At 63.0% G+C, this 24,443-nt stretch carries 1 protein-coding gene (running past one end of the window); it reads left to right on the top strand.

All coding sequences use genetic code 11. The features are described from left to right. The first annotated feature begins 18 nt into the window (after positions 1 to 18). On the top strand, positions 19 to 24,443 hold the 5' portion of the coding sequence (locus B9Z33_RS08535) for an Ig-like domain-containing protein (protein ID WP_158270196.1). Its footprint extends 23,809 nt past the window's final position; the window shows 24,425 of its 48,234 coding nt (coding positions 1-24,425); it begins with the start codon at positions 19 to 21; its stop codon lies off the right edge, out of view.

Genomic DNA, 24,443 nt, shown 5'->3' with positions numbered 1-24,443 from the left:
ACAAACCGGATGCCCAGCATGGTCCAGAAAAAAAACACCCCCGTCAGTTTGTCCAACGCGCCAGAGCAGACAAATCCCGTCTCAGAGGCCACGGTCAAACCCCAGCGCAAACGCAAAGTTCGTCAGGCAGCCGAGATGCTTGTGCTCGAACAGCGGATGATGTTCGACGGTGCGGCCATGTCCACTGCAGATTTGCTGAACGAGCGCAATGCCACCCACAGCGACAGCAAGGCAGCACCGCTTTACCGCGAAACGCCAGACCTTTTCACACCGCAAGCCCTGCCACCACAGCCTGGCCGTTTGATCGTCATCAGCGCAGCATTGCCAGAAGCAGAACGCATCCGGCTGGGGCTGGCCAACCAAGGCGAAGTGGTGGAACTTGTCGAGGGCTCTGACGCACTGACCCAGATATCGCAGCTGCTGGCCAGCCGCAGCCAAATTGAAGAACTGCACATCATCAGCCACGGCGAACCCGGCACTTTGTTGCTGGGTGATTTGCGTCTGGACAACACCACACTGCAGACGCGTCAAGCTGAAATTCTCAACTGGCAATCGTCTTTGACGGCTAACGCTGACATCCTGCTCTATGGCTGCGATGTGGGCTCAGGCGATGCCGGCCTCGTCTTCATGCAAACCCTTCAAGGCTTGACCGGAGCTGATGTGGCCGCGTCGAGCGACGACACGGGCAGCCGTCAACTGGGCGGCAACAACACGCTGGAGTTGCGTCTGGGTCAGGTGGATGCCCAGTCGGCCTTGGACACCGAACTGCTGGACGCGCTGGGCCTGTTGCTGGACACCACGCCACCCGCCGCAACCACCACCCAGATCAGCTTCTCGGGGGCAGCGATCACCGTCACGGTCAATTTGACCGAAAGCGTCGCCACCAGCACCGATCTGGCCAAATCCAGCTTGGCACTGACCACAGGCGGCACAGCCCGCAGCGCCAGCTTTGTCGCAGCCGAGTCCGACCTGGCCACTGGCAAGCTGGTTTACCGCTACAACGGCAGCGACTTCTCGCAAGGTTTGCAACTGGGCCAAATCAGCCTGAATGGCGCGGTGATCCGCGATGCCGCAGGCAACGCCCTCATGCCCACAGGGCTGACGCCACTGCTGTCACAAATCGACGTGACCGAAGGTCAAAGCCTCAGTTTCAATGGCGGCTACACCGGCACGGGCGACTTCATCAAGACCGGCCTGGGCGAATTGATCCTGACCGGCAACAGCACCCACACCGGCAACACCGTGGTGCGCGGCGGCACGCTCACCATCACCAGCGACCTGCAATTGGGGCCCAATGTGGTCTCCCCCACGGCTGGCCGCTTGGTCATCGAGGACAGCGGCAAACTCAAAATCAACGCCACCTTGGCACTCGACCCCGAGCGCGGCATCCGTGTGCTCGGACAAGGCATGATCGAAGTGGGCAGCGGTTTCACTGCCACCTACAACGGCATCATCACCGGTGCCAACGCCGGAAGCGGCCTGATCAAGACTGGCGCGGGCACCTTGGTGCTGGGCGGCGCACAAACGTATTTGGGCAACACCGATATCCAGGCCGGTGTGCTGGTCGTCAGCGGCAGCCTGGCCGATGCCACCACCGTCAAGGTCGCACAAGGCGCCACCTACCAGCTCAACAGCAGCGACACGGTCGCCGCCATCGAAGGATCGGGCAGCATCACCAGCGGCGCCATCACTGGCGCAGTCGCCACCCTCACCGTCAGCGGCAACACCACGGCGTTCAGCGGTGTGATCGGTGACGGCACAGCCGGGGGCAAGCTGGCTCTGACCAAGGTTGGTGCAGACACCTTGACCCTGAGCGGCCTGAACACCTACACCGGCGCCACCAACATCAACGCGGGCACTTTGCTGCTGAGCGAAGGCGGCTACCGCACGCCCTCTTTCAACATCGCCACGGGGGCAGTGCTGCAACTGCACACCGATGCACGGCTGGATTACGGCACCAACACCAGTTTCACGGGCACGGGCACGCTGCTCAAAACCGGTTTCGGTAGCGTGCTGTGGGGGCCAACAGCGGCCACCTTTGCCATGGGCGCAGGCGCTCTGATCGATGTTCAAGCTGGCACCTTCGTTGCCGGCTCATCGGCCAATGAAGTCTGGACCAACAACCTGGCCAGCTTGAACGTGGCTGCCCAGGCGGTCTTTCGCACCGTCGAAGCCGATGTCCGCGTCGATGCTTTAACGGGCTCTGGCCCCATCCAAATGGGTTTTGGTGGCTACCCCAACTCGGGGCTCACGATCGGCGTGAACAACTTCGCTGCGGGCAGCTACAACAGCGCAGGCAGCGCCAATTTCAGCGGCACCCTGTTTGACTTTGGCCGCGTGATCAAGGCGGGCACAGGCACGCTCACCCTGTCGGGCAACAGCGTCCACACCGGGGCCACCACGGTGCAAGCGGGTACCTTGCGCCTGGGTGTCGACCAAGCCTTCAGCGCCAACTCGGCCTTGACCATCAACCCAGGTGCGACTTTTGACCTCAACGGCAAGAGCCAAAGCCTGGTGTCGGTTGTGCAAGGCACGGGCATCGGCGTGGCCTCTCTGGTTTTGGGCACCGGTGGTCAGCTCGAAATCAACGGCAACAACCTGACGTTCGCAGGGGTCATCAGTGGCGACGGCAGCCTGCGCAAAGTGGGCAACACCACCCTCACGCTGACCGGTGCGAGCACCTTTACCGGTGAAACGCACATCGCTCAAGGCACCTTGACCCTGGCCGCGAACGACGCACTGGGCCCGAACCAGCGCAATGGTGCTGCCGCAGTGAACACGGCGGTGATCATCGGAGAGTTGGGCACACTGACGTTGAACAACTTCAACCAGCGCATCGGTTCGCTGGTCGGTGCGGGCACTTTGACGCTGGGCACCGGCATGCTGACCGTGGGCGGTAACAACACCAGCACCACCTTCACAGGTGTGTTCAGCACCACAGGCACAGGCACGCTGGGCACCGCTGGCAACGGCCAGCTGGTCAAAGAAGGCACAGGTACGCTCACTTTGGGCGGCGCCACCAGCAACAGCAGTGGCCGCGCCGTGGTCAATGCGGGCACCTTGGTGCTCGACAAAGCCTCGGACAACACCAGCGTTCAGGCGCTATCGGCAGGCTCGGGCGTGGTCGCACTGCAAATCAACAACGGGGGCACGGTGCGCATTGCAGGCACAGGCCCCGCACAAATCGGCACCACCGCCAACGTGCTGCTGAGCACAGGCGGCACGCTCGACCTCAACGGTCGCACACTGACCCTGAACGAACTCACGGGCAGCGGCAGCGTCACCAACACCCTGGCTGGCTCTGGCAGCACGCTGACACTGGGCAACGGCGGCACCCTCGCCTTCACGTTTGCCGGCACATTGACCGATGGCGCGGCCAACGGCAGCATACCCGGCGGTACCGTCGGCCTGACCAAAGTGGGCTCGGGCACACTGATCCTGTCGGCCGTTCAGACTTACAGCGGTGACACCACCGTCAGCGCGGGTGTCTTGCAACTGAGCATGGCCAACCAGCTCTCACCCAGCACCACCGTGATCGTCAATGCCAAGCTGGTCTTGGGCGGCTTCAACCAGCGTGTGGGCGCTTTGGCCAGCACTGCGGCAGGCACCATTGAACTGGGCAGCGCCACCCTCGATGTGGGCGGCAACAACGCCAGCACCACTTTCAGTGGCTCGGTCACAGGCACAGGCGGCGTGGTCAAGCGCGGCGCAGGCACTTTGAGCCTGACCGGGAACAACACCTACACCGGCAGCACCGCCATCAACAGCGGCAGCGTGTCGCTGGGCATCGGCGCGGCAGCCACCATGCTGGCCAGCACCTCGGTTCAGGTGGGCGGCGGCGCTTCGCTGATTTTCAACACCAGCAGCAACTTGGCCGTAGCCGACGGCTTGATCAGCGGCAATGGCCAACTGGTGCAGCGCGGCACCGGCAACCTGACCTTCAACGGTGCCAACACCTACAGCGGCGGCACCCTTTTGGAAAGCGGCGCGGTGCTGCTCTCGACCAATGCAGCGTCGAGCGCTGCGCTGGGTTCGGGCACTGTCAACGTTACCGGCAACACCACCTTGCGCACGGTGGCCAGCAGCACCGTTGTGCAACGCACACTCGGCAATGCCTTCACCCTGCAAAGCGGCACTACGCTCTCGGTTGACGCCAGCAGCACCAACGGCACACTGAGCCTGAATGGTGCCATCAGCGGCAGCGGCCACTTGGCAATCACCAGCGCGGCCACCACGGCCGTGATCTTGACGGGCGACGTCAACATCACGGGCACGACCACCGTGCTGGCCAGCAGTACCTTGCAAGTCGGCAATGGCGGCACCACTGGCACTCTGGCCAGCGCTTCGGTGAGCCTCGCGTCCGGAGCCATCCTGCGCTTCCAGCGCAGCGATGCCAGCAACTTCAATTCAGCCGTATCCGGCATCGGCGCTCTCGAAAAAATGGGGGCGGGCAGCCTGACTGTGGGCGGCAAACTGAGCCACACCGGCACCACCACCATCAGCGCAGGCAGTCTGGTGGCAGCCGCGGCCCAGGTGATGTCGGCCATCAGCAACACCACCGTCAATACCGGGGCCACGCTCGACCTCAATGGCCTGAGCCAGACCCTGGGGTCTCTGGCGGGTGGCGGCTCGGTGCAAACCGGCGCGAACGCGCAAACGGTCTTGAGCGTTGGCAACGCCACGAGCACCACCTTCTCCGGCAGCATCGCAGGCAGCGGCAATCTGAGCAAAAACGGCACAGGCACTTTGACGCTGTCAGGTGCCAACAGCTACACCGGTGAGACCCGGATCACCACGGGGGGCCTGACCTTGTCGGGCGCTGACCGTTTGTCCAACCAAACCGCCTTGAGCGTGGCCAATGGGGCCACTTTCACCCTCGGGGCTGTGGCCCAACGCGTTGGCTCCCTCGCGGGCGCAGGCTCGGTCGTTCTGGGTGCAGGCACCCTGAGCACCGGCACCAACAACCTGTCCACCCAGTTCAGCGGCGTCATCTCGGGCACCGGCGGCGTCACCAAAGCCGGTACGGGAGAATGGACCCTCACAGGGGCCAACACCTACACCGGAGCCACCACCCTGAATGGCGGCATGCTCACCCTCAATGGTGGCCTGGCCGCCTCGGCCATGACCGTCAACACCGGCGCTACCCTGGCAGGCAACGGCAGCACCGCCGGAGCCGTCACGGTGCAGTCGGGCGGCACGCTCAGCCCCGGTCAACGTTTGGGCAACACCTCACTGCCGGGCCTGCTGACCATCAGCAACAGCCTGAGTCTGCTCGCGGGCAGTACCCTGGTCATGGACCTGGACCCGAACGGCAACAGCCTGACAGACGACCAGATTCTGGGTGTGACCAGCCTCAACCTGGCGGGCAACCTGGTGGTCAATGGCTTGTCGAGCTTTGCCGATGTGACCGGTGGCTCCTGGCGTCTGATCAACAGCAATGCCACGGCCACAGGCAGCTTCAGCAGCGTGACCCTGCCCAGCGTGACAGCCGTCACCAACACCGCCAGCACCTTCAGTGTGGTCACCAGCGAAACCCCTATCGCCGGCTTGTTCCCTGTCACCTTGCGCCTGACCAGCAACTCGGCCGCATGGCCACAACCGCACTCTCTGTCCTTGGCCACTGCCGACGACACCGGGGCCAGTAACCGCGACGCCATCACGCGCAACACCAGCGCTTTGACGGTCGGCGGCGTCGCCCAGCCCGGCAAAAAAGTCTGGCTTTTCAACGACATCAACAACAACGGCCAGCTGGACGATGGCGAAGTGCTGGCCACCAACATCACCGCCACCGCCACTTACGGCGTGTTCACCCACGACATCGAACTGGGCGCAGGCACCCACCGCATCATGGCGGTGCAGGTGGAAAGTGATGGCAGCCGAAGCCCCGTCAGCCAGGCTTTGTTCATCACCATCGACCTCGAGGCCACCTTGAGCCCCGGCGTGGCCACTCTGGTCAACGACAACCAGCAGACCAGCGACACCGGTTTGCTGGGCAGCGACCTGATCACCAACAACCCCTACCCCACCTTCCGCTTCCAGCTGCCCACCCTGGCGAGCGGCGTGTCGGCGGCCTATGCGGCCAACGCAGGCATGAAGTTCGAATTGCGTCGATCTTCCTTGGTGGAGGCCACCCGGACTCTGACTGCAGAAGACATCTCGCGGGGCTACATTGACATCGTGCCCGATGCGGCCATCGGCCAAGGCAGTTACTTCCAGCAATGGCGCGGCGTCATCACCGACCAAGCTGGCAATGTCAGCTCGACCGACCCGGTCTGGTCCATTCCGCTGCTGCGTGTGGACACCACCGCACCCGATGCGCCCTACGGCAACCCCCAGTATCCAGGGACCCCACTGGAGCTTTTACTCAACAGCGACACCGGCCGCTCCAGCACCGACAAGGCCATAGCGCTGAACACCGGCTTCAGTGTGCGGGGCCTCGCCAGCACCGACACACGCCTGATTGCCTTGCGCCTGTACAAGCCCGATGGCACCAGCACCGAGTTGGGCACACTGTCGTTTTCGGACAGTTCGTACTGGACCTACACCTACACCGGCGACGCCCTCGCAGACGGCAACTACACCTTGCGCGCACGCGCCATGGACTTGGCGGGCAACTGGTCTGCCGAAAGCGCAGCGCTCAATTTCAGCATCGACACCAGTGCCCCGTCAACACTGGACGCACCCAGCCTGACGGCGGCCAGCGACAGCGGCTTGAGCAGCACAGATGGCATCACCAACCTGACCTCCACCCTGGTGGTCTCAGGGGTGGCAGCCCCTTCGGCACAGGTGCGCCTGCTCGACTATGGCAGCAGCGCCAGCAACACCGGCCTGAGCAGCTTGGGTGATCCGGTCAATGGCTCCGTGATCGCCACCGCCACGGCCAACGCACTAGGGGTCTACACCTTCAGCAACTTGTACCTGGCCCCAGGCGTTCACAACCTGCGCGTGATTCAAAACGACCTTGCGGGCAATTGGAGCGCGCCCGGCACTGCCCTGCGCGTGAACACAGACACCCAGCCACCGGCCACCCCCACGGTCTTTTTCTGCGACACCGGCAGCCGTACACCGACCTTGTCGGGCACCTACGACGCCAGCAACACCGAACAACTGGTGGTGCGCATCAACAACGTGGTCTACGGCGTGGCCGCAGGCACATCGGTCACGATCGATGGCACCGCCACCATCACCGTGGCAGGCCTGGTCTTGAATGCAGCCAATGGCACCTGGAGCCTGGACATTGCACGCGAACGCGAGTTGAGCTCGACCTTGGCAGGTTCGCTCTACACCGTCACCGTGATGGCCACGGACTTGGCAGGCAACCGCGTGATCAGCAACAGCCGCGACCAATTGCGTTTGAGCAGTGCCAACCTCAGCGGCGCAGGCATCCCGATCTCCACACCCGCCAACCTGAACGCCTACGCCAGCCAAATCGGCCAGCTCTACAGCTTCAGCGTGACCGGACAAGCCCAGTTGGGCAACACCCTTGTAGGTTCGGACCTCTATGACCTGAACACCAACCTGAACATCGCCGCAGTCCATGCGGGTTTGGTGGCGGTGAGTGAGACCAAAACAGTCTCGGTCATGATCATGCCGTCGGGCAGCTCGCCAGCCAGTGTGCGCAATGGCGTGAGCAGCACCGCCATGAGCGGCGTGGGTTTCAGCTTTGTGCGCAGCGAACTCACCCCCTTGGGCATCAGCCTGGCGGCTGCGGGCGACAGCGCCACGTTGGGCGACAACATCACGCGCCTGCTGGCCCCTGTGTTGCGCATTGCATTGCCCAGCAGCGTGCAAGCGGGCGACACCGTTCGCTTAGGCCTGGGCACCACCGAGGTTTTGCGCCACACACTCTCGGCTGCCGACTTGGTCAACCGCGGCTCATCGGGCTCACCGGTTTACTGGGTGGACTTGCAAGCGCACACCTTGTTCAACGGCAGCACCGTCTACAACACCGCCAACAGCAACGCCATCACGGCGCAAGTGCTGCGCGTGCAAAACGGCGCGTTCCAGGCCAGCGCCTCGGTCACGCTACAAACGCTGTCGGTCGACAACGTGGCGCCTCCCGCACCGTACTCGACCGCGCTCGAACGTGGCGACGACTTGGGCAACCCGGAAGTCCCACAAGACCAAACCGACAACCGCCTGCCGCGTGGCAACCAATTCAACCTGACGGGCTGGGTGCATGCGAACCAAGGCACCGTCAGCGTCGAAGTCTGGGCGGAAGATCGCCTGCTGGGCCGCACCGGCGTCACCGCCGACAACCGCTGGAGCTTTTTCCTGCCCGCCACCGCAGAGCCCCTGGCCGATGGCAAGCACGACATCACCATCGTCGCCGTCGATGCCGCAGGCAACCGCAGCAATGCCTCTGCCCCGCTGACACTGACCATTGACACGGCCATTGGCAAACCTGGCAACCTGGCCATCCACACCAGCTGGGACTCGGGCGTCAAGGGTGACAACATCACCTCGCGAGCCATCGACAGCTTCATGCTGATCACAGGAAGAGCCGACCCGTCCCTGCTGACCCAACCCTACTGGGATGGCACCAACTACACCTACAACAACAGCCTTCGCATTTTTGACGACACCAACAACAACGGTGTCATGGATGCAGGCGAAGAACTGGCCATCTACAACCCCGCCGTGTACCAGTGGACCGATTGGCGCGGCAATTTCAGCATTTACATCGACGCCAACCAACTGGCCGAGGGCAGCCACCGCCTGCGCGTGATCCAGACAGACGCAGCGGGCAACGTGAGCGTGGCCAGCGATGCCTTGGCCATCCGCATTGACCGCGCGCCCCAAGCCCCACTGGGCGTGTTTCTGGCCCCAGGCCAAGACGATGGCCTGTTCAGCGCCGATGGTGTGATCCAGAACGCTCGGCCCACGGTGCGTGTTCAGCTGGCCCCAAACGCCCGGGTCGGCGACCGCATTGAGGTCTACAACGGTGCTTCAGCCGTCAGCACCAACATGCTGGGTGCCACGGGCCTGACCGCCACCGACCTGGTGCGCGGTTATGTCGACATCCGCAGCACCATCATCCTGCCCGAAGGCACGCTCTACTTGTATGCGCGCGCACTGGACGCAGCAGGCAACACCAGCGCCATGACCAGCGACCAGGCCTACCTGCGCCTGGACGTGATGCCCACCACCGTGCCCACGGCCCCCAACATCGCCTTCACCACGGCCGACGACACGGGCTCCAGCAGCACCGATCTGGTGACACGCAAAGCCACCGGCTGGACCGTCACAGGCATCGCCACGGCAGGCAGCACGGCCAGCCAGATCAACATCTACGCCGGCACCACTTTGCTCGGCTCCGTGCAACCGGCCACACAAGGCGGCGCGTGGTCCTTCACCTACAACGGCCCAGCGCTGGCCGATGGTGTTTACACCGTCTATGCCCGTGGCGTGCATGCCAACGGCTTGGAAGGTCGGGCTTCGAGCGCCCTGTTCTTGCGCATCGACGCATCGGCCTACCAGCGCAACCAGTTCTGGCTGGACGCAACCGACGACACAGGCCCTGTCAACAGCGATGGCATCACCAGCCAAACCCGCTTGACATTCAAAGGCATCGCCAACCCCGGTGCCACGGTCGAGATTTTTGAAGACGTCAACCAAAACGGCATCCTCGACAGCGGCGAAAAGCGGACCACCTACAACGTCAACGGCAGCACCGTGGTGGCCAACCTGGTCGCCGCCGCAGCCAGCACCATCACCGACGCCACAGGCACCTTTGCAGCCGACATCGAGCTGGGCACCGGCCTGCACACCATCTTGGCGCGCCAAACCTTCATGTCTGGCGGTGTCAGCGTCACCAGCTTGCTGGGCCAGCCCGTGAACATCCGGGTCGATCTGGACCTTCCCTTCACGCCCAACTACGCCCAACTCAGCAGCGTGGGGGGCCTCGAAGTCCTTAACGATGCGGGCGAAACCGTCAGCAGCAACCCCAACCCGACACTGACCCTGAGCTTGCCTTTGGGCGTGGAGTTGGGCGACGAAGTGCTGCTGATGAACGGCAGCACCGTCATCATTCGCCAAAGCGTGACGCTGCGCGATCTGGCCAGTGCCGCCATCGACATGCCCATCACGGCCGCGTCGCGCCTGCCCGATGGCACTTACACCACATTAAAGGTCCGTTTGGTTGACAAAGCGGGCAACGCCAGCCCCGACGTGCAAATGCGCTCACTGGTGATTCGCACCACCGGCATTGCCGCCCCCACCGAATTCAAGCTGCTGCCCGAGGACGACACCGGCGCCAGCAACACCGACAACCGAACCAACCGCACCACGGGTTTCACCGTCACCGGCAAAGCCAGTGCCACGGCCGTTTCGGTCCAGATTTACGCCAACGGCGTGCTCTTGGGCGACGCCTACCCCGACGCCGAAGATCCGTTCGCTTTCAGCTTCACCTACAACGGCTTGGCACTCACGCCGGGCAGCTATCTGCTGGAAGCCCGGTCCATCGACGTGCTGGGCTTGCCCGGCTTGAACGCCAGCGTGCGCGTGGTCTTCGATGACAAACTGCCCCCCCCCAGCCGCCTGTCACTCAACCCCTTGGACGACAGTGGCTCGGACAACACCGATGGCACCACCAACCTGACCACCGGTTTGCGCATCAGCGGCATGGCTGAGCCAGGCGTGAACGTCAGCATCTTTGACGATCTGAACGACAACAACCTGATCGACGACGGTGAAATGCTGACTGCCGTGACAGCAGACGCCGTCACGGGGGCTTTCACCGGCACCATCAACCTGGGTTCTGGCAACCACAAACTGCGGGCCATCTCGTCCGATGCCGAGGGCAACATCAGCCTGGCCTCAGCCTCGATGCCCCTGACCGTTGACCGCCAGCCGGCGTCTCCGCCGCCCGCCATCAGCTTGCTGCCCAGCTCGGACACGGGCCTGCGCAGCAACGACCGACTGACGGCCGACAACACACCGACGTTCCGCATCACCTTGCCCACCGATGCCCAAGTGGGTGATGTGGTCTGGTTGACCTATGCCGGTTATTTCAGCAACCCAACACATGCTTATGTACTGGGCACCTATGAACTGACCGCTGCCGACATCGTCGATGGCGGGCGTGGCTTTGTCGACATCGAAAGCCGCCAAGTGATGGCCGACCGATCCTGGACCACGGCCAGCGGCTACTACATCGGTGCCTATGTGGTCGACATTGCTGGCAACGTCGGCCGCATGAACGTGCTGCCCAGCCTGCAGACCGACACGCTGGCACCCAACCCAGACACTGCCCCATTCACCCCCCCTGCCCCGCTGCTCGAGGGCATGGACGACAGCGGCACCAGTCGCACCGATGGCATCACCGTGGTCAACAAAGGCTTCAGCTTGTACGGCACGGTGCCCACTGGCACCCGCCGTGTGGAGCTGTTTGACGGCGACACTTCGCTGGGCTTGGCGCAAATGCTCAGCAGCACCAGCTGGTCATTCAACTACACCGGCACGGCCTACAACGCCACCACACGGGTGTTCAGCCTCACCGCGACCGACGAAGCAGGCAACGTCAGCAACCGGTCTTTGCCGCTGATGGTCACCTTTGACGCCAATGCGCCAGCCAAACTGTGGGCCCCCAGCCTCTTGTCCACGGTCGATACCGGCCGCCTGAACAACGACGGTGTGACCAGTACCCACACAGGTCTGGCCTTCACAGGCTTTGCCAACCCGGCAGCCGTGGTGCGCCTGTACGACGACCGCGACAACAACGGTCTGTTGGAAGACCTGGAGCAAATTGCCCAGGTGACTGCCGACAGCGCCGGCAAATACGACTTCATCAACATCGAACTGGGTCTGGGCGGGCACTTCTTGCGCGTCATCCAGCAAGACAAAGCGGGCCTTTGGAGCAACCCCAGCAGCGCCACCCCGGTGGTGATTGACAAATCGGCCCCACTGCGCCCAACCGTGCTGCTGCAACAAATCAGCAACGCCACCTCCACCCCCACGCTGACCGGCAGCTATGACAAAAACGACACCGACCGTCTGTTTGTCTATGTGAACGGCAAAGCCTACAGCGATGTGGCAGGACGCACCGCCACCTTGGCTGGTGTGACTTACACCACCCTTGAAGGCCTGACGCTGAACACCAGCCAAGGCACTTGGGGCCTGACCCTGCCCCGCGCGCAAGCGCTGACTGCCAGCGCCACCGCTTATCAGGTGACGGTACAAGCAATTGATTTGGCAGGCAATGTGAGCTTGGACAGCAGCATCAACGATCTGTTGATGACCACTGTTCCAACCGACCCACTGGCCCCCAGCTACGTGCGCATCACGGGCGCCACCGACACCGGCGTGAGTGCGTCCGACAGCATCACCCAGCAACTGGCCCCGATTTTTGAAATTGGACTGAACACCGACACCGTGCAAGTCGGCGATGTGGTGCGTCTGTTGCAAGGCAGCACCGAAGTCAACCGCGTCACCCTCAGTGCAGAAGACGTGGCCCAAGGCTGGCTGCAACTGCAAGCCCAAGCCCCGCTGACCGGCACCGGCAGCGCCGCGGGCACCGTGTATGCCGATGCCACGGCCATCAAAGCCAGCATCGTGCGACTCAACAGCACGGGCAACCAAGAAAGCGCCAGCACCTGGCTGCAAATCCTGTCGATCGACACGGTCGCACCCACAGCACCCTCTGCGCCCGACCTGAACAAGGGCGATGACAGGGGCAACACCTACTACAGCAACCATGCCGCTGACAACCTGGTGCGACGCGCCAACGGTTTGTCGTTCACCGGCACCGTCACGGCCGACCAAAACGTCACCGCAGTCTGGCTCTATGCCAACAACCAACTTTTGGGCAGCACCGGCGTCAACGATGCCAACACCTGGGCCTTTTTCTACCCCAGCACGGCCACGCCATTGGCCAACGGCACTTACCAAATCACGGCTGTCGCCGTTGACCGCGCAGGCAACCGCAGCCTGGTCTCCACTGCCCTCACGCTGACGATTGACAGCGTGGTCTCGGCACCGCAATCGCTCATGCTGGTGGCCGCCAGCGACAGCGGTGCACGTGGCGATGGCATCACCCGCATCAAGAACAGCTTGCGCATCCAGGGCCAGGGCGAAGCCGATGCCACTTTGCGCGTCTTTGATGACCGCAACGGCAACGGCAAGCTCGACACCGGCGAAGAACTCACCATCGACACCTGGACCTACCCCAGCGCAGGGGCCAACGGCACCGTGGGCACCAACGGTGCCTTCACGCTGACTTTGGCGACCTCATTGAGCGAAGGCGACCACAGCCTGCGCATCATTCAGACCGACAAAGCAGGCAACACCAGCGTCGCCAGCAGCACCCTCAATGTGCGCGTGGACACCGGCGCACCTCAACCGCTGGGCGTGGTTTTGGCCCCCGGCCAAGACAATGGTCTGTTTGGCAACGATGCCATCACCTCCATCGAGCGGCCCACTTTCCGCATCAGTCTGCCGCCCGAAGTGGTGGAAGGCGATTTGCTGCAGCTGTACCGCTACAGCACGGGCGGACTGTCCTACCAAATTGGCCTGACGCGCCTTGACGCCCTCGACCTGTCGCGCGGCTGGGTCGACTTGACCAGCACCGTGGCTTTGGCTGGCGACTACAACGGCACCACAGGCGGGTCGGGCATCTTTGCCCGCATCACCGATGCCGCTGGCAACGCCAGCCCGATTTCGACCACACGGGGCAACCTGCCTTGGTTGACAGTCGACCGCACGGCCCCGGTGGCCCCCAACACCTTGGCACTGATGGCGCAAGACGACACCGGCGCCAACAGCTCCGACAAAGTCACCGCCAAAGCCACAGGTTTCACCCTCACGGGGGCCAACATCGCCACCGATGTCCGCCGCATCGACCTGTTCGATGGCGAAACCTACATCGGCAGCGCAGCGCCCGGTTCTGCCGACACCTTCAGCTTCACCTACGACGGCGCCCCCCTGAGCGAAGGGGTGCACTGGATCACCGCCAAGGCCGTGGACGCCGCAGGCAACATCAGCCCCGGCTCCAACGTCCTGCAATTGGTCATCAACGCCACCGAACTCGCCCCTGTGCTGCAGCTGGGCAAGCTGCAATTGGCCGCCGCCAGTGAAACAGGCCTGAGCCGCAATGACGGCATCACCAACCTGGGCAGTGTCACCATCAACGGCATGATGACCCCGGGTGCCAAGGTGCAGTTGTTTGTTGACCTCGATGGCAACGGCCGCTATTCCTTGGGTGAGGCCATCGGCGCACCCGCCACGGCCAATGCCACCACGGGCGCTTTCAGCGTCGCCTCGGTCGGTCTGCGCAGCGGCACCAATGTGATCCGCGCTTACGCCTACAACGCCACCACCGGCATGCCCATGGGTGAGGTCTCTGAGGCCTTGACCGTGACCGTCAAATCCACCCCGCCTGGCCAGCCCGGCGTGGTCGAATTGCTGGCCGCCAGCGACACGCCTTTGTCAGGTTCGCCTGCTGGCATCAGCACGGGTGACCGCGTCACCTCAGACAACACCCCCACTTTGCGCATGACCCTGCCTGCCGATGCGCAGCCCGGGGAACAGGTGCGCCTGTACAACGGCAGCACACTGATCTTCTCGATCGGTCTGAGCGCGGCACAAGTGGCCGCTGGCGTGGTGGAGATCACGATCCCCAACACCATGCCTCTGGCCAATGGCAGCTACAGCTTCACTGCCGCATTGCTGGACATGGCCGGCAATGAAGGCGAAAGATCGCCCACCCCTTACACCACCGTCATTGACACCCTCGGTCCTGTCGCCCCCGCGGGTCTGGATTTGCTGGCCCGCGACGACATGGGTGTGAGCAACACCGACAACATCACCAGCAAGACCACAGGCTTGACGCTGACTGGCAATCTGCCTGCCGATGCCGTCAGCCTCAACATCTATGACACGTCCACCGACCCCTCGGTGCGCGAGCTGTTTGACAACAGCACCTTCCTCAGCAGCAGCGCCACGGCGCTGGGCGTATACCCGCCCGATGTGCGCAACGTCAGTCTCTTGGCCGCCACCCTCAACGGCCTGGGGATCACAGGTTCAGTCCTTGCCGATGTGGTGACGGCCAAGACCGGCAGCGCCGACCGCTGGCTCATGGGTGTGTACAACAGCGAACTCGACCAGACCCAAATGGTCGAAGTCTGGCTCTCGCTCGACGTCAACGGACAGCTGCAAGCCAGCACCGCCGCAGCGGCCTACCGCAACGGCGACCACACCTTGAACAGCGTCAGCCTGAATGCGGCCTGGGCCAAACCCACCGCCACCACCGGCGTGGCCACCTCGGCTGCGGCCAGTGGCTTTGGTGTCGAAAGCCTGGAAGGCGCCTTCACCGGCGTCAAAACCACCCTGATTGCCAGCCTGAGCGGCGCGCAGCTGGGTGTGAGCACCTTCAGCTACACCACAGGCAATCTGACCGCCGGGATGCACAACTTCACGGTGCGGGGCGTGGACCTGGCGGGCAACGAGGGCGCTACCGCCAGCCTCAAAGTCAGCGTGGACAACCAAAGCGAAGCCCCATCGCTGGCACTCGGTGCCGGTCTGGACGTAGGCAACAGCACCAGCGATGGCCTGACCCGGACCGCCACGGCTTTGGTGTTCAACGGGTCGGCCGAGGTCAACGCACGCGTGGTGCTGTTTGACGACACCAACAACAACGGCCTGCTCGACGCGGGTGAACAAGTCGAAGTGGCCACGGCCAGCGCCACCACAGGCGCTTTCAGCTTCACCGGCATCAGCCTGGGTGCAGGCCCTCACCTGCTGCGCGCCATCGCCTTTGACAACGCGGGCAACGCCAGCACGGCCAGCGAGGCGGTGGAGATCTTCATCGACCTGCAAGTGCCGAATGCGCCGACCCAGCTGAGCCTGTCGCCCGCCAGCGACACCGGCCTGCGCAGCGACGATGCCATCACCGCCGCCGGACGTGTGCTCAACTTGCGCACCAGCCTGGCCAGCGACGCCGTGGCAGGCGACCTGCTGAGCCTGTACAACAACACCACTTTGCTCAGCCGCATCACGCTCACCAGCGCCCAGATTACGGCTGGCTACGCCGACCTCACGGTTGTTGCCAACGCCTTGGTGGCGGGGGCCTATGTCAACGTCCTCCGCGCTCAGATCACAGACCGGGCGGGCAACGACGGGGCCTTCTACACCCTGCCAGACCTGAACCTGCTGGGCTTGACCGCCGCCCCCACGGGCCTGGACCTGATCGCCGATTCCGACAGCGCCAGTGCAGGAGCCACCGGCAGCGACAGCACCGGCACCAACACCGACAACATCACCCGCTACAACACCAACTTTGTCATCAGCGGCAGCCTCGCGGGCAACATTGTGGGTGTGCTGGTCTATGACGACACAGACCGTGTGAACCCACTGGGGCAGGCCGAAGTCAACCTCGACACACTGACCTGGACCTTCAACTACACCGGCGCGCCCTATGCCAACGGCACCCGTGCGTTCTATGCCCGCGCCATCGACATGGCCGGCAACCGATCCGACTTCAGCGCACCGCTGTGGGTGAGCTTTGACACCAACGGTCCTGCCCGAGCCACCTGGACCGGTAACTCCAGCTTTGACGCGCAACCACTGGCCGAAGGCACCTCCGCCAACACAGGTGGCAACGTCTTGGCCGGCTGGACCATCACCGGTAACTCCACTGTAGCGGGCTACTGGCGTCCTTCCAGCAACACAGCCTCGGCTTGGTATGCAGGCACGGGCTACCTGAACATTGGCAATGTGGCCTATGCCGCAGGCACCACGTCAGGCGAAGTCCGCTTCGTCCAAAACAATGCCTTGTTGGCCCAAAGTGGCGAAACCTTCACGCTCTCGGTCGATCTGGGCAACCGTGGCGGCAATGCCACCGCCCAAGTGTCTGCCAACGGCACCTACATCTCGATTGAGCGCAGCGATGGTGTGGTGCTGGCCAAACGCGTCATCGCCGCGTCCGAACTCGGACCCGATGGCAGCTTCAAGACATTCACCTTGAGCTACACCGCCCAAGTCGGCGATGTGGGCCTGGGCGTGCGCACCGTCTTTGGCGTCGGCCAGGACAGCCGCGCCGACAACAACGCCGACTTCAACAATGTGGTCCTCAGCCGCACAGGCACGCCAGACGCGGTGATCCGTACTTACACCAGCACAGGCAGCACCACCTTGAGCGGCTTTGCCGACCCAGGTGCCCGGGTGCTGCTGTTCGCGGATGCCAATGGCAATGGAAGCCTGGATGTGGGTGAGCGTTCGTGGAACACCACGGCCAATGCCACCACCGGTGTTTTCACTCAAGCCATCACGCTGCCGCAAGGCAGCTACAGCGTTCGAGCTATGCAGTTTGACCGTGCGGGCAACCTGAGCCTGCTGTCGCAAGAACAGCAAGTCGTGGTTACCCAGTCCACCCTGGTGGCCAGCGCCGACACCACAGCGCCAACTGTCACCGCACCGGTGCTCAACACCGCCTCCGACACCGGTGCCGTCACCAACGATGGCATCACCAAGCTGACCACCACCATCACCGTCACGGGTACGGCTGAAGCACTCAGCACGGTACAAATTTTCCGCGACCGCAATGACAACGCACGCCTGGACGATGGCGAACTGTTGGGCAACGCCACCCTGAGCGGCACCACCTACACGCTGGCCAACCTGAGTTTGCCCGTGGGCACGCACACCTTGTACGCCCTGGCCACCGACACGGCGGGCAACGTCCGTTTGTCGGCCGCCAGCACCGTCAAGGTCGACAACTTGGTTCCCATCCCCACCCGCATCGACCTGCTGAGCAGCAGCGACTCGGGCCTGTTCAATGCAGACAACACCACCCGCAACCAGGCTCCAACCTGGCGTATCAGCCTGCCCGAAGGCGTGGTAGCAGGGGACAAAGTCCGTCTGTACTCGGCCAACAACACCACATCCAACATCGGCACCCTGACCCTGACCGGGGCCGACATCGTGGCAGGTTATGTGGACTTCACCCCCTCCAGTGCCCTGCGTTTGACGGGTTCGGGTTACCTCGACATCGTTCGCAACGAACCCGAGACATTTATCAGCCGTGAAATTGTCTTCAAGACGACCACCGGCGGTGGCCTCTTCGGGGTGCAAAGCCCCAGTGGTGCTTATGACCGTGGTCTTTGGGTCACGGCCAATGGCAACATTGGATCGTACGTCTACACATCGGAAACCCTGACCAGCACAGGTCTGAACCTCAACGACGGCCTGGAACACAAATTGGTGTTCACACTCGGCCCCGGTGGTCAACGGATCTATGTCGATGGCGTGCTGGTGCTGTCGGGTACCAAGGCCGCATCCGACTACAACTGGGACACCAACCAGCGCTTGGGTTACGCCAACAGTACCTATTTCACGGGCGATATCTTGTCTTACCGCGCCTGGGATGCCCAGCTGACCGCCGCCCAAGTGGCGGGCACAAATGCCTTGCCTGCGGCCGTGAGCGAGTTGGTCTTTGGCAACAACGCTGCCATCGACATCGGTGCCAATCCGAGCACCGACATCCGGGTGGTCGGCAACATCGCCAACATGCTGGTTGAAGGCACTTACACCAACGCCATCAGCGCCCGCATCGAAGACCTGTCGGGCAACCTGAGCGGCGCCCGTGTGCTCGATCGCGCCGTGATCGACGTGACAGCGCCCAATGTGCCGACCATTGGCCTGCTGGCGGCTGACGACTCGCGTGCGATCACCAACGACAACATCACCACACGCAACACCTATTTCAGCCTGACCGGCACAGTCACCACCGCGCAAGCTGCACGCGTCGACATTTACCTGGGCAACACCCTGATGGGCAGGACGCCCGTGGTGGGCGCCGCCACCAGCTGGACTTGGACCTACACCGGCTCGGCCTTGGCCGATGGCATTTACGCCTTCACCGCCCGTGCGGTAGACGCCGCGGGCAACACCAGCGCCGACTCGACCGCGCTGCTGCTGACCGTCGAGTCTGCAGCGTTGGCAGCGGTGCGCGCCTACGAAAACGCCCTGTGGATTGAACCGGCCAGCGTCACTTTTTCAGACGACACCCGCAACCCCAATGACAATGTGCTGACCGACACCGACGGCGTGGTCCGCGTCTCCGGCCGCATGGCGGCCAACGCCACCGTCTGGCTTTACAACGACAGCAACAACAACGGCGTGATCGACCTGGGCGAGCGCCTGAACGCCAGCGCGGTCATCACAACCGATGCACGCGGCGTGTTTGCCAGCCAACAAATCACCCTGCCCAGCGGCATCAACCGCATCCGTGCGGTGGCCTTCGACGCCATCGGCCAAATCCTGGGGGCCAGCACGTCTGCCCTCGAGATCAACTACGACCGTTCAGCGCCACTGGTACCTGGACAGCCACAGCTGCTTAATGCCAACAACACCCTCGACACCGACACACTGACCCCATCGGTCACGCCCAGCTTCAGGATCAGCCTGCCCGCAGGCAGCGGCGTCGGGGACCAAATGGTGCTCATCAATGGCAGCACCGAACTGGGCCGCCAACGCATCAACGCGACCGACCTGAGCAACGGCTACGCCACCATTGAGGTGCGCACCGACAAAGCCTTGCCATTGGGTGTGACCTTGGGCGTGCAGGCCTACATGATCGACAACGCGGGCAATATCGGCCAAGAAAGCACACGCAGCACGGTCACGGTCACCAATGCGGCGATCACACCCCTGGTCACCGGGGCCAGCCTCTCCACCGGCCAGCAACTGCTCAACGTGCGAGACCCCTCGTTCGAGACCCAGTCGCCCAACTTGGCCGCTGGCACTTGGACCAACGTCATCGGGCCCGAGTGGACACTCTCTTCGGGAGTGGCGCAAGACGCCGCAGAAGAGTACTTCAACACCCTCACTGGTGGTGGCACGGACGTGCTGACGATTGCATCGGCACGCTCTGTCTATCAAGACCTGGGCATCACCTTTGCAGCCAACACGGTCTACAGGCTCACGGTTTCGGTCGGCAACAGGGACGCCACCTTCACGACCGCAGGCAACATTTCCGCCTACAAATTGATCGCCACCGACGGGACCAGCCACGCCAGTGGACTGGGCTCTGTCAACGCCTTCAACTTCACCGCAGCAGGCACATTCAAAGATGCAACTACCTTGGTGATTGACACCTCGGTGGCCACCGCACTGGTGGGCAAATCGATGCGCATCGTGTTGGCGTCTGAAGGCGCACAGCGTGCCCACTTCGACAACATCCGCCTCACACAGTCCGCAGCACTCAGTGCTGCCGATGTCGACAGCGGCTACCTGAGCAACGATGGCACAGGCAACACCTACCAACAGGTGCTGCGCCTGAACCTGAACACCGCGGCCAATGGGGTCGCAGCCGGTGGCGTGATCCAGATTTACAACAGCGCCACGGTCACCGGATCGGCCATGGCGGGCAGTGTGACGCTCAGCGCGCAAGACATCACCAACGGCTGGGTTGACGTGGCCGTCACTGGCTTGGGCGATGGCACCAACCAGTACCGTTACACCGCACCTGCAAGCATTGCAGGCGGCCTCATCGCACTACCAAGCGTGTCGTCTGACACCACCGCTCCCACCACCCCTGGGGGCATGGACTTGCTGCGCACCGATGACCTGGGCCCAAGCGGCACCGACAACATCACAAACAAGAACAGCCAGATCACCTTAACGGGCACGGCCGACACCTCGGCAGCATGGGTCGACATTTACCGGTCATCGGCAGATCTGGACAATGCTGCCGACTACACATTCACAGGCTTTTTGACCACCACCGCCGTCAGCACCGGCGTCACCCTCCCGGCCAACATCGGCATCGCCGACATCCAGTTAAGTGGCGGTCAGTTGGACGGCGCATCCATCGGTGCCTTTCCCGGCACGGCCTGGCGCGTCGCGGGCACCACCAACCAATGGATCGTTGCCTACTTCGATACCGTCTATACCAAGATGGTTCGGGTTGAACTGTCGATGGACGCCAGTCGTCACCTGATGGCTCGGGCCATCGATGCCAAATACAAAGCAGGCAATTCTGCGGGGTCCGAGGCCGACACCAACAGCGCATGGAGCACGGCAACCGCTCAAACACTGGCAACCTCCAGCTCAGCCACCGGCTATGGCGTGCTGCGCTTGTTCGGCGGCTACAGCGCGCCCACCCTTGTGGGCCGCACCGGCATCGCCAGCAATGGTGCATTCTCCTGGACATCGGACAGCAGCACCCTGCCCAACGGACGCCACTACTTCATGGCCAAGGCCGTGGACACCGCTGGCAACGTCAGTGCGTGGGCGGGCATGGCACCCGTCACCATCGACACCACGGCCCCCGTGGTGCCCACCATGACCGTGGACAGCGCCGACATGCGCTACGTCAATGGCAACGTTCGGTTCACCACCAACACCAACTACATCACCCTCAGTGGCACGGGTGAGGCAGGTAACCGCCTGATGGTGTTCAACGACCTCAACAACAACGGTGTGCAAGACCCGGGTGAGCCGAGCATGACGCTCTACACCGTGGCCAGCGCGAGCGCAGTCGCCACGCCGGTCATCAATGCCAACGGCACCTTCAGCTACGACCTGGTTTACCTCACAGACGGTGAATACAACCTGCGCGCGGTGACCACAGACGCCGCGGGCAACAGTAAAGTGGCGACAAGTCCCCTGAATTTTGTGCTCGACCGGTCAGCCAGCCCCAACCTGGCCGTTGCCATGTTGCCCAACACACTGGTCGCCAACAACGACACCGGCTTCAGCGCCTACGACGGCTTCACCACCAACACCACACCCAGCTTCCGCGTGACGCTGCCGCGCAATGCCGCAGCAGGCGATTTGATTGAGTTGACCCGGTATTCCACCTACAGCGCGACTTACCTGATCGGACAGCTGACACTGTCATCCACAGACATCACTGCGGGTTATGCCGATCTGAGCAGCAGCACCTTGGCTGCAGCCACCTATTCCGGTGGCACCGCCATCACCGCCTGGTACACCGACCGTGCAGGCAACCGCAGCACCGGCGTGAGCATGAGCACCTCGCTGGTGGTGGATGCCACAGCACCCGCCACCCCCACCTTCATCAACTTGCTCAATGCCGACGACACCGGCGTGAGCGCCACCGACAACATTGTCCGTTTTGGCACCCAACTGAGTTTTGCCAACAACGCCAGCTACCCGCTGGCTGCAGATGTGGTGCAAGTCGAAGTGGTGGACGTGTTCAACGGCAACACCACCACGCTGGGTTACGCCAGCATCAACGCCAGCCGGGTCTGGAACTTCACTTACCGCGGCACGGCTTTGGCCAATGGTGAGCACAGCATCGGCATCCGCACCACCGACGCCGCTGGCAACACCAGCGCCATCTCGGCCACGCGTCTGCCACTGGTCGTAGACAGCAGTCCATCGGCCGTCTTCACGGCCGCACTCACAGCCGCCACCGACACAGGCACGATGGGCGACAACCTGACGCGCAACACCCAGCCCACCATCGCCGGCACCGCCGAAGTCGGCGCACGCATCAGCGTATTCCGCGACGCCAACGGCAACGGTATTCCTGAGCCCAACGAACAGCTGACGACATCGGACAACACCACCACGGTCATCACCGCCAACAGCACCACCGGGGCGTACAGCTTTACCCTGGCCACGCAAGCGGTGGGCACACGCAACTACATCGTGGTACAGCAAGACAAGGCGGGCAACTTCAACACCATCACGGTGCCTCTGACGGTTGACCGCACAGCCCCTGCGCCGCGTTCGCTGGTCATGCGCAATGCCGATGACAGTGGTTACTTCGCCACCGACCGCATCACCACCGATGCCACACCCACGTTCCGGGTGAACCTGCCCGCCGACGTCCGCGTGGGCGATACGGTGGAGTTGTATGTGCGATGGAGTTCGGGCTACACCTCAACCACAGAAAACCCCGCTGGCGGCATTCCTGTGGCCATGAGCCGCGTCCTGAACGCAGACGACCTCAGCAACCAATTTGTTGACTTTGCTGTGACCAACGCACTGCCCAACCGGCAACTTTGGGCGTCCACGCGCATCACCGATGTGATGGGTAACGTCAGCGCCGAAAAGAGCATGTCACTGGGGGCCATCACCGGCGGCGCTTACAACCTGCAAGTCGATGCACGGCCGGCACCCGACTCCAACGTGCCCTTCTTGGTCACGGCCGATGGCACATCGTCATTGACCACGGCCAGCCTGGTCGCCCGCACGGCCACCACCACGGCCAACCGCCTGTTCACCTTGCAAGGCACGATCACCACACCCACAGCAAGTGATTCGGCGCTGAGTGTGGTTTATGTCGAAATTTTTGACCGCTTGGCAGATGCCAACCAAACACTGATTTCTTTGGGCAAAGCCAGCGTCAAGGGCGGTGCTTGGTTCTTCACCTACACCGGATCTGAGCTGGTGCAAGGCAACCATACCCTGGTGGTGCGTGCCGTAGACTCTGCGGGCAATCTCTCGCACACCGATGCCGAACTCAAGGCCAGCGCCGCAACGCTCACACTGAACGTGAACAACGCCAGCGTGACCACGGAGCCCGCCGACCGGATCGCCCCCACACTGGTAGGCGGCATTTCGTTCAACGGCACCCAAATGACCCTGGTCATGAGCGAACCCGTGCAAACCAGCTTGCCACCGTCGGGCTTTGCCGTGGCCGTCAATGGCCAACTGGTCACCGTCAGCGGCGTGACCGTTGACCCCACTGACAGAACCCGCTTGACCCTGACATTGGCCCAGCCCGTGTTCCGTGGCCAGCAGATCACCCTGGCCTACAGCGACCCGAGCCTCAACAACGATGCGGTGGCACTGCAAGACGATGCAGGCAACGATGCGGACAACTTCTATGTCTCATCGGACCGCGTTGACAACCTGAACGCCCCTGCCACACCGGGCACACCCGATTTGTTGGCGGGCGATGACAGCGGCCGTTCTGGCTCTGACAACAACACCAACGTCAACTGCATGCGCGTGTCGATCGCGTTGCCCGCAGGCATTGCAGCGGGCGACACGCTCAAAATCGCACTCAACGACGCCAACAGCACCACCTTGACCAGCCTCACCCTGAGCGCCATGCAAGTGGCCAGCGGTCTGGCCATCGTCACACTGCCCGCTGTGACACATCCTGACTTGAACAACGCCGGTGGCTACAGCTTTGGCATCAAGGCGCGCGTGGAAGCGCCGTCTGGCAGCGTCGGCGGCAGCTCTGCCGCGCTGACATCCAGCTGGTCAGGCGTTTTGAACATGGTGCTGGACACCGTGGCACCCGCTCTGCCCACTTGGGGCGCAGTGGACAGCAAAGGCACGACCGACATCAATGGTTTTGTCAGTTTCTACTCCAAAACCAGTCGGCCCCAGCTGCAAGGCATGGCCGAACCGGGCAGCGTGATTCGCGTGGTGGCCAACAACGTTTTTCTGGGCACCACCACCGCGCTCAACGACGGCAGCTGGCAATTCGACACCAACGGCTGCAACCTGGCCGATGGCAGTTA

Source organism: Limnohabitans sp. T6-20 (genome assembly GCF_003063505.1).
Lineage (GTDB): Bacteria > Pseudomonadota > Gammaproteobacteria > Burkholderiales > Burkholderiaceae_C > Limnohabitans_A.
This window is presented reverse-complemented; position numbering and strand designations above follow the sequence as displayed.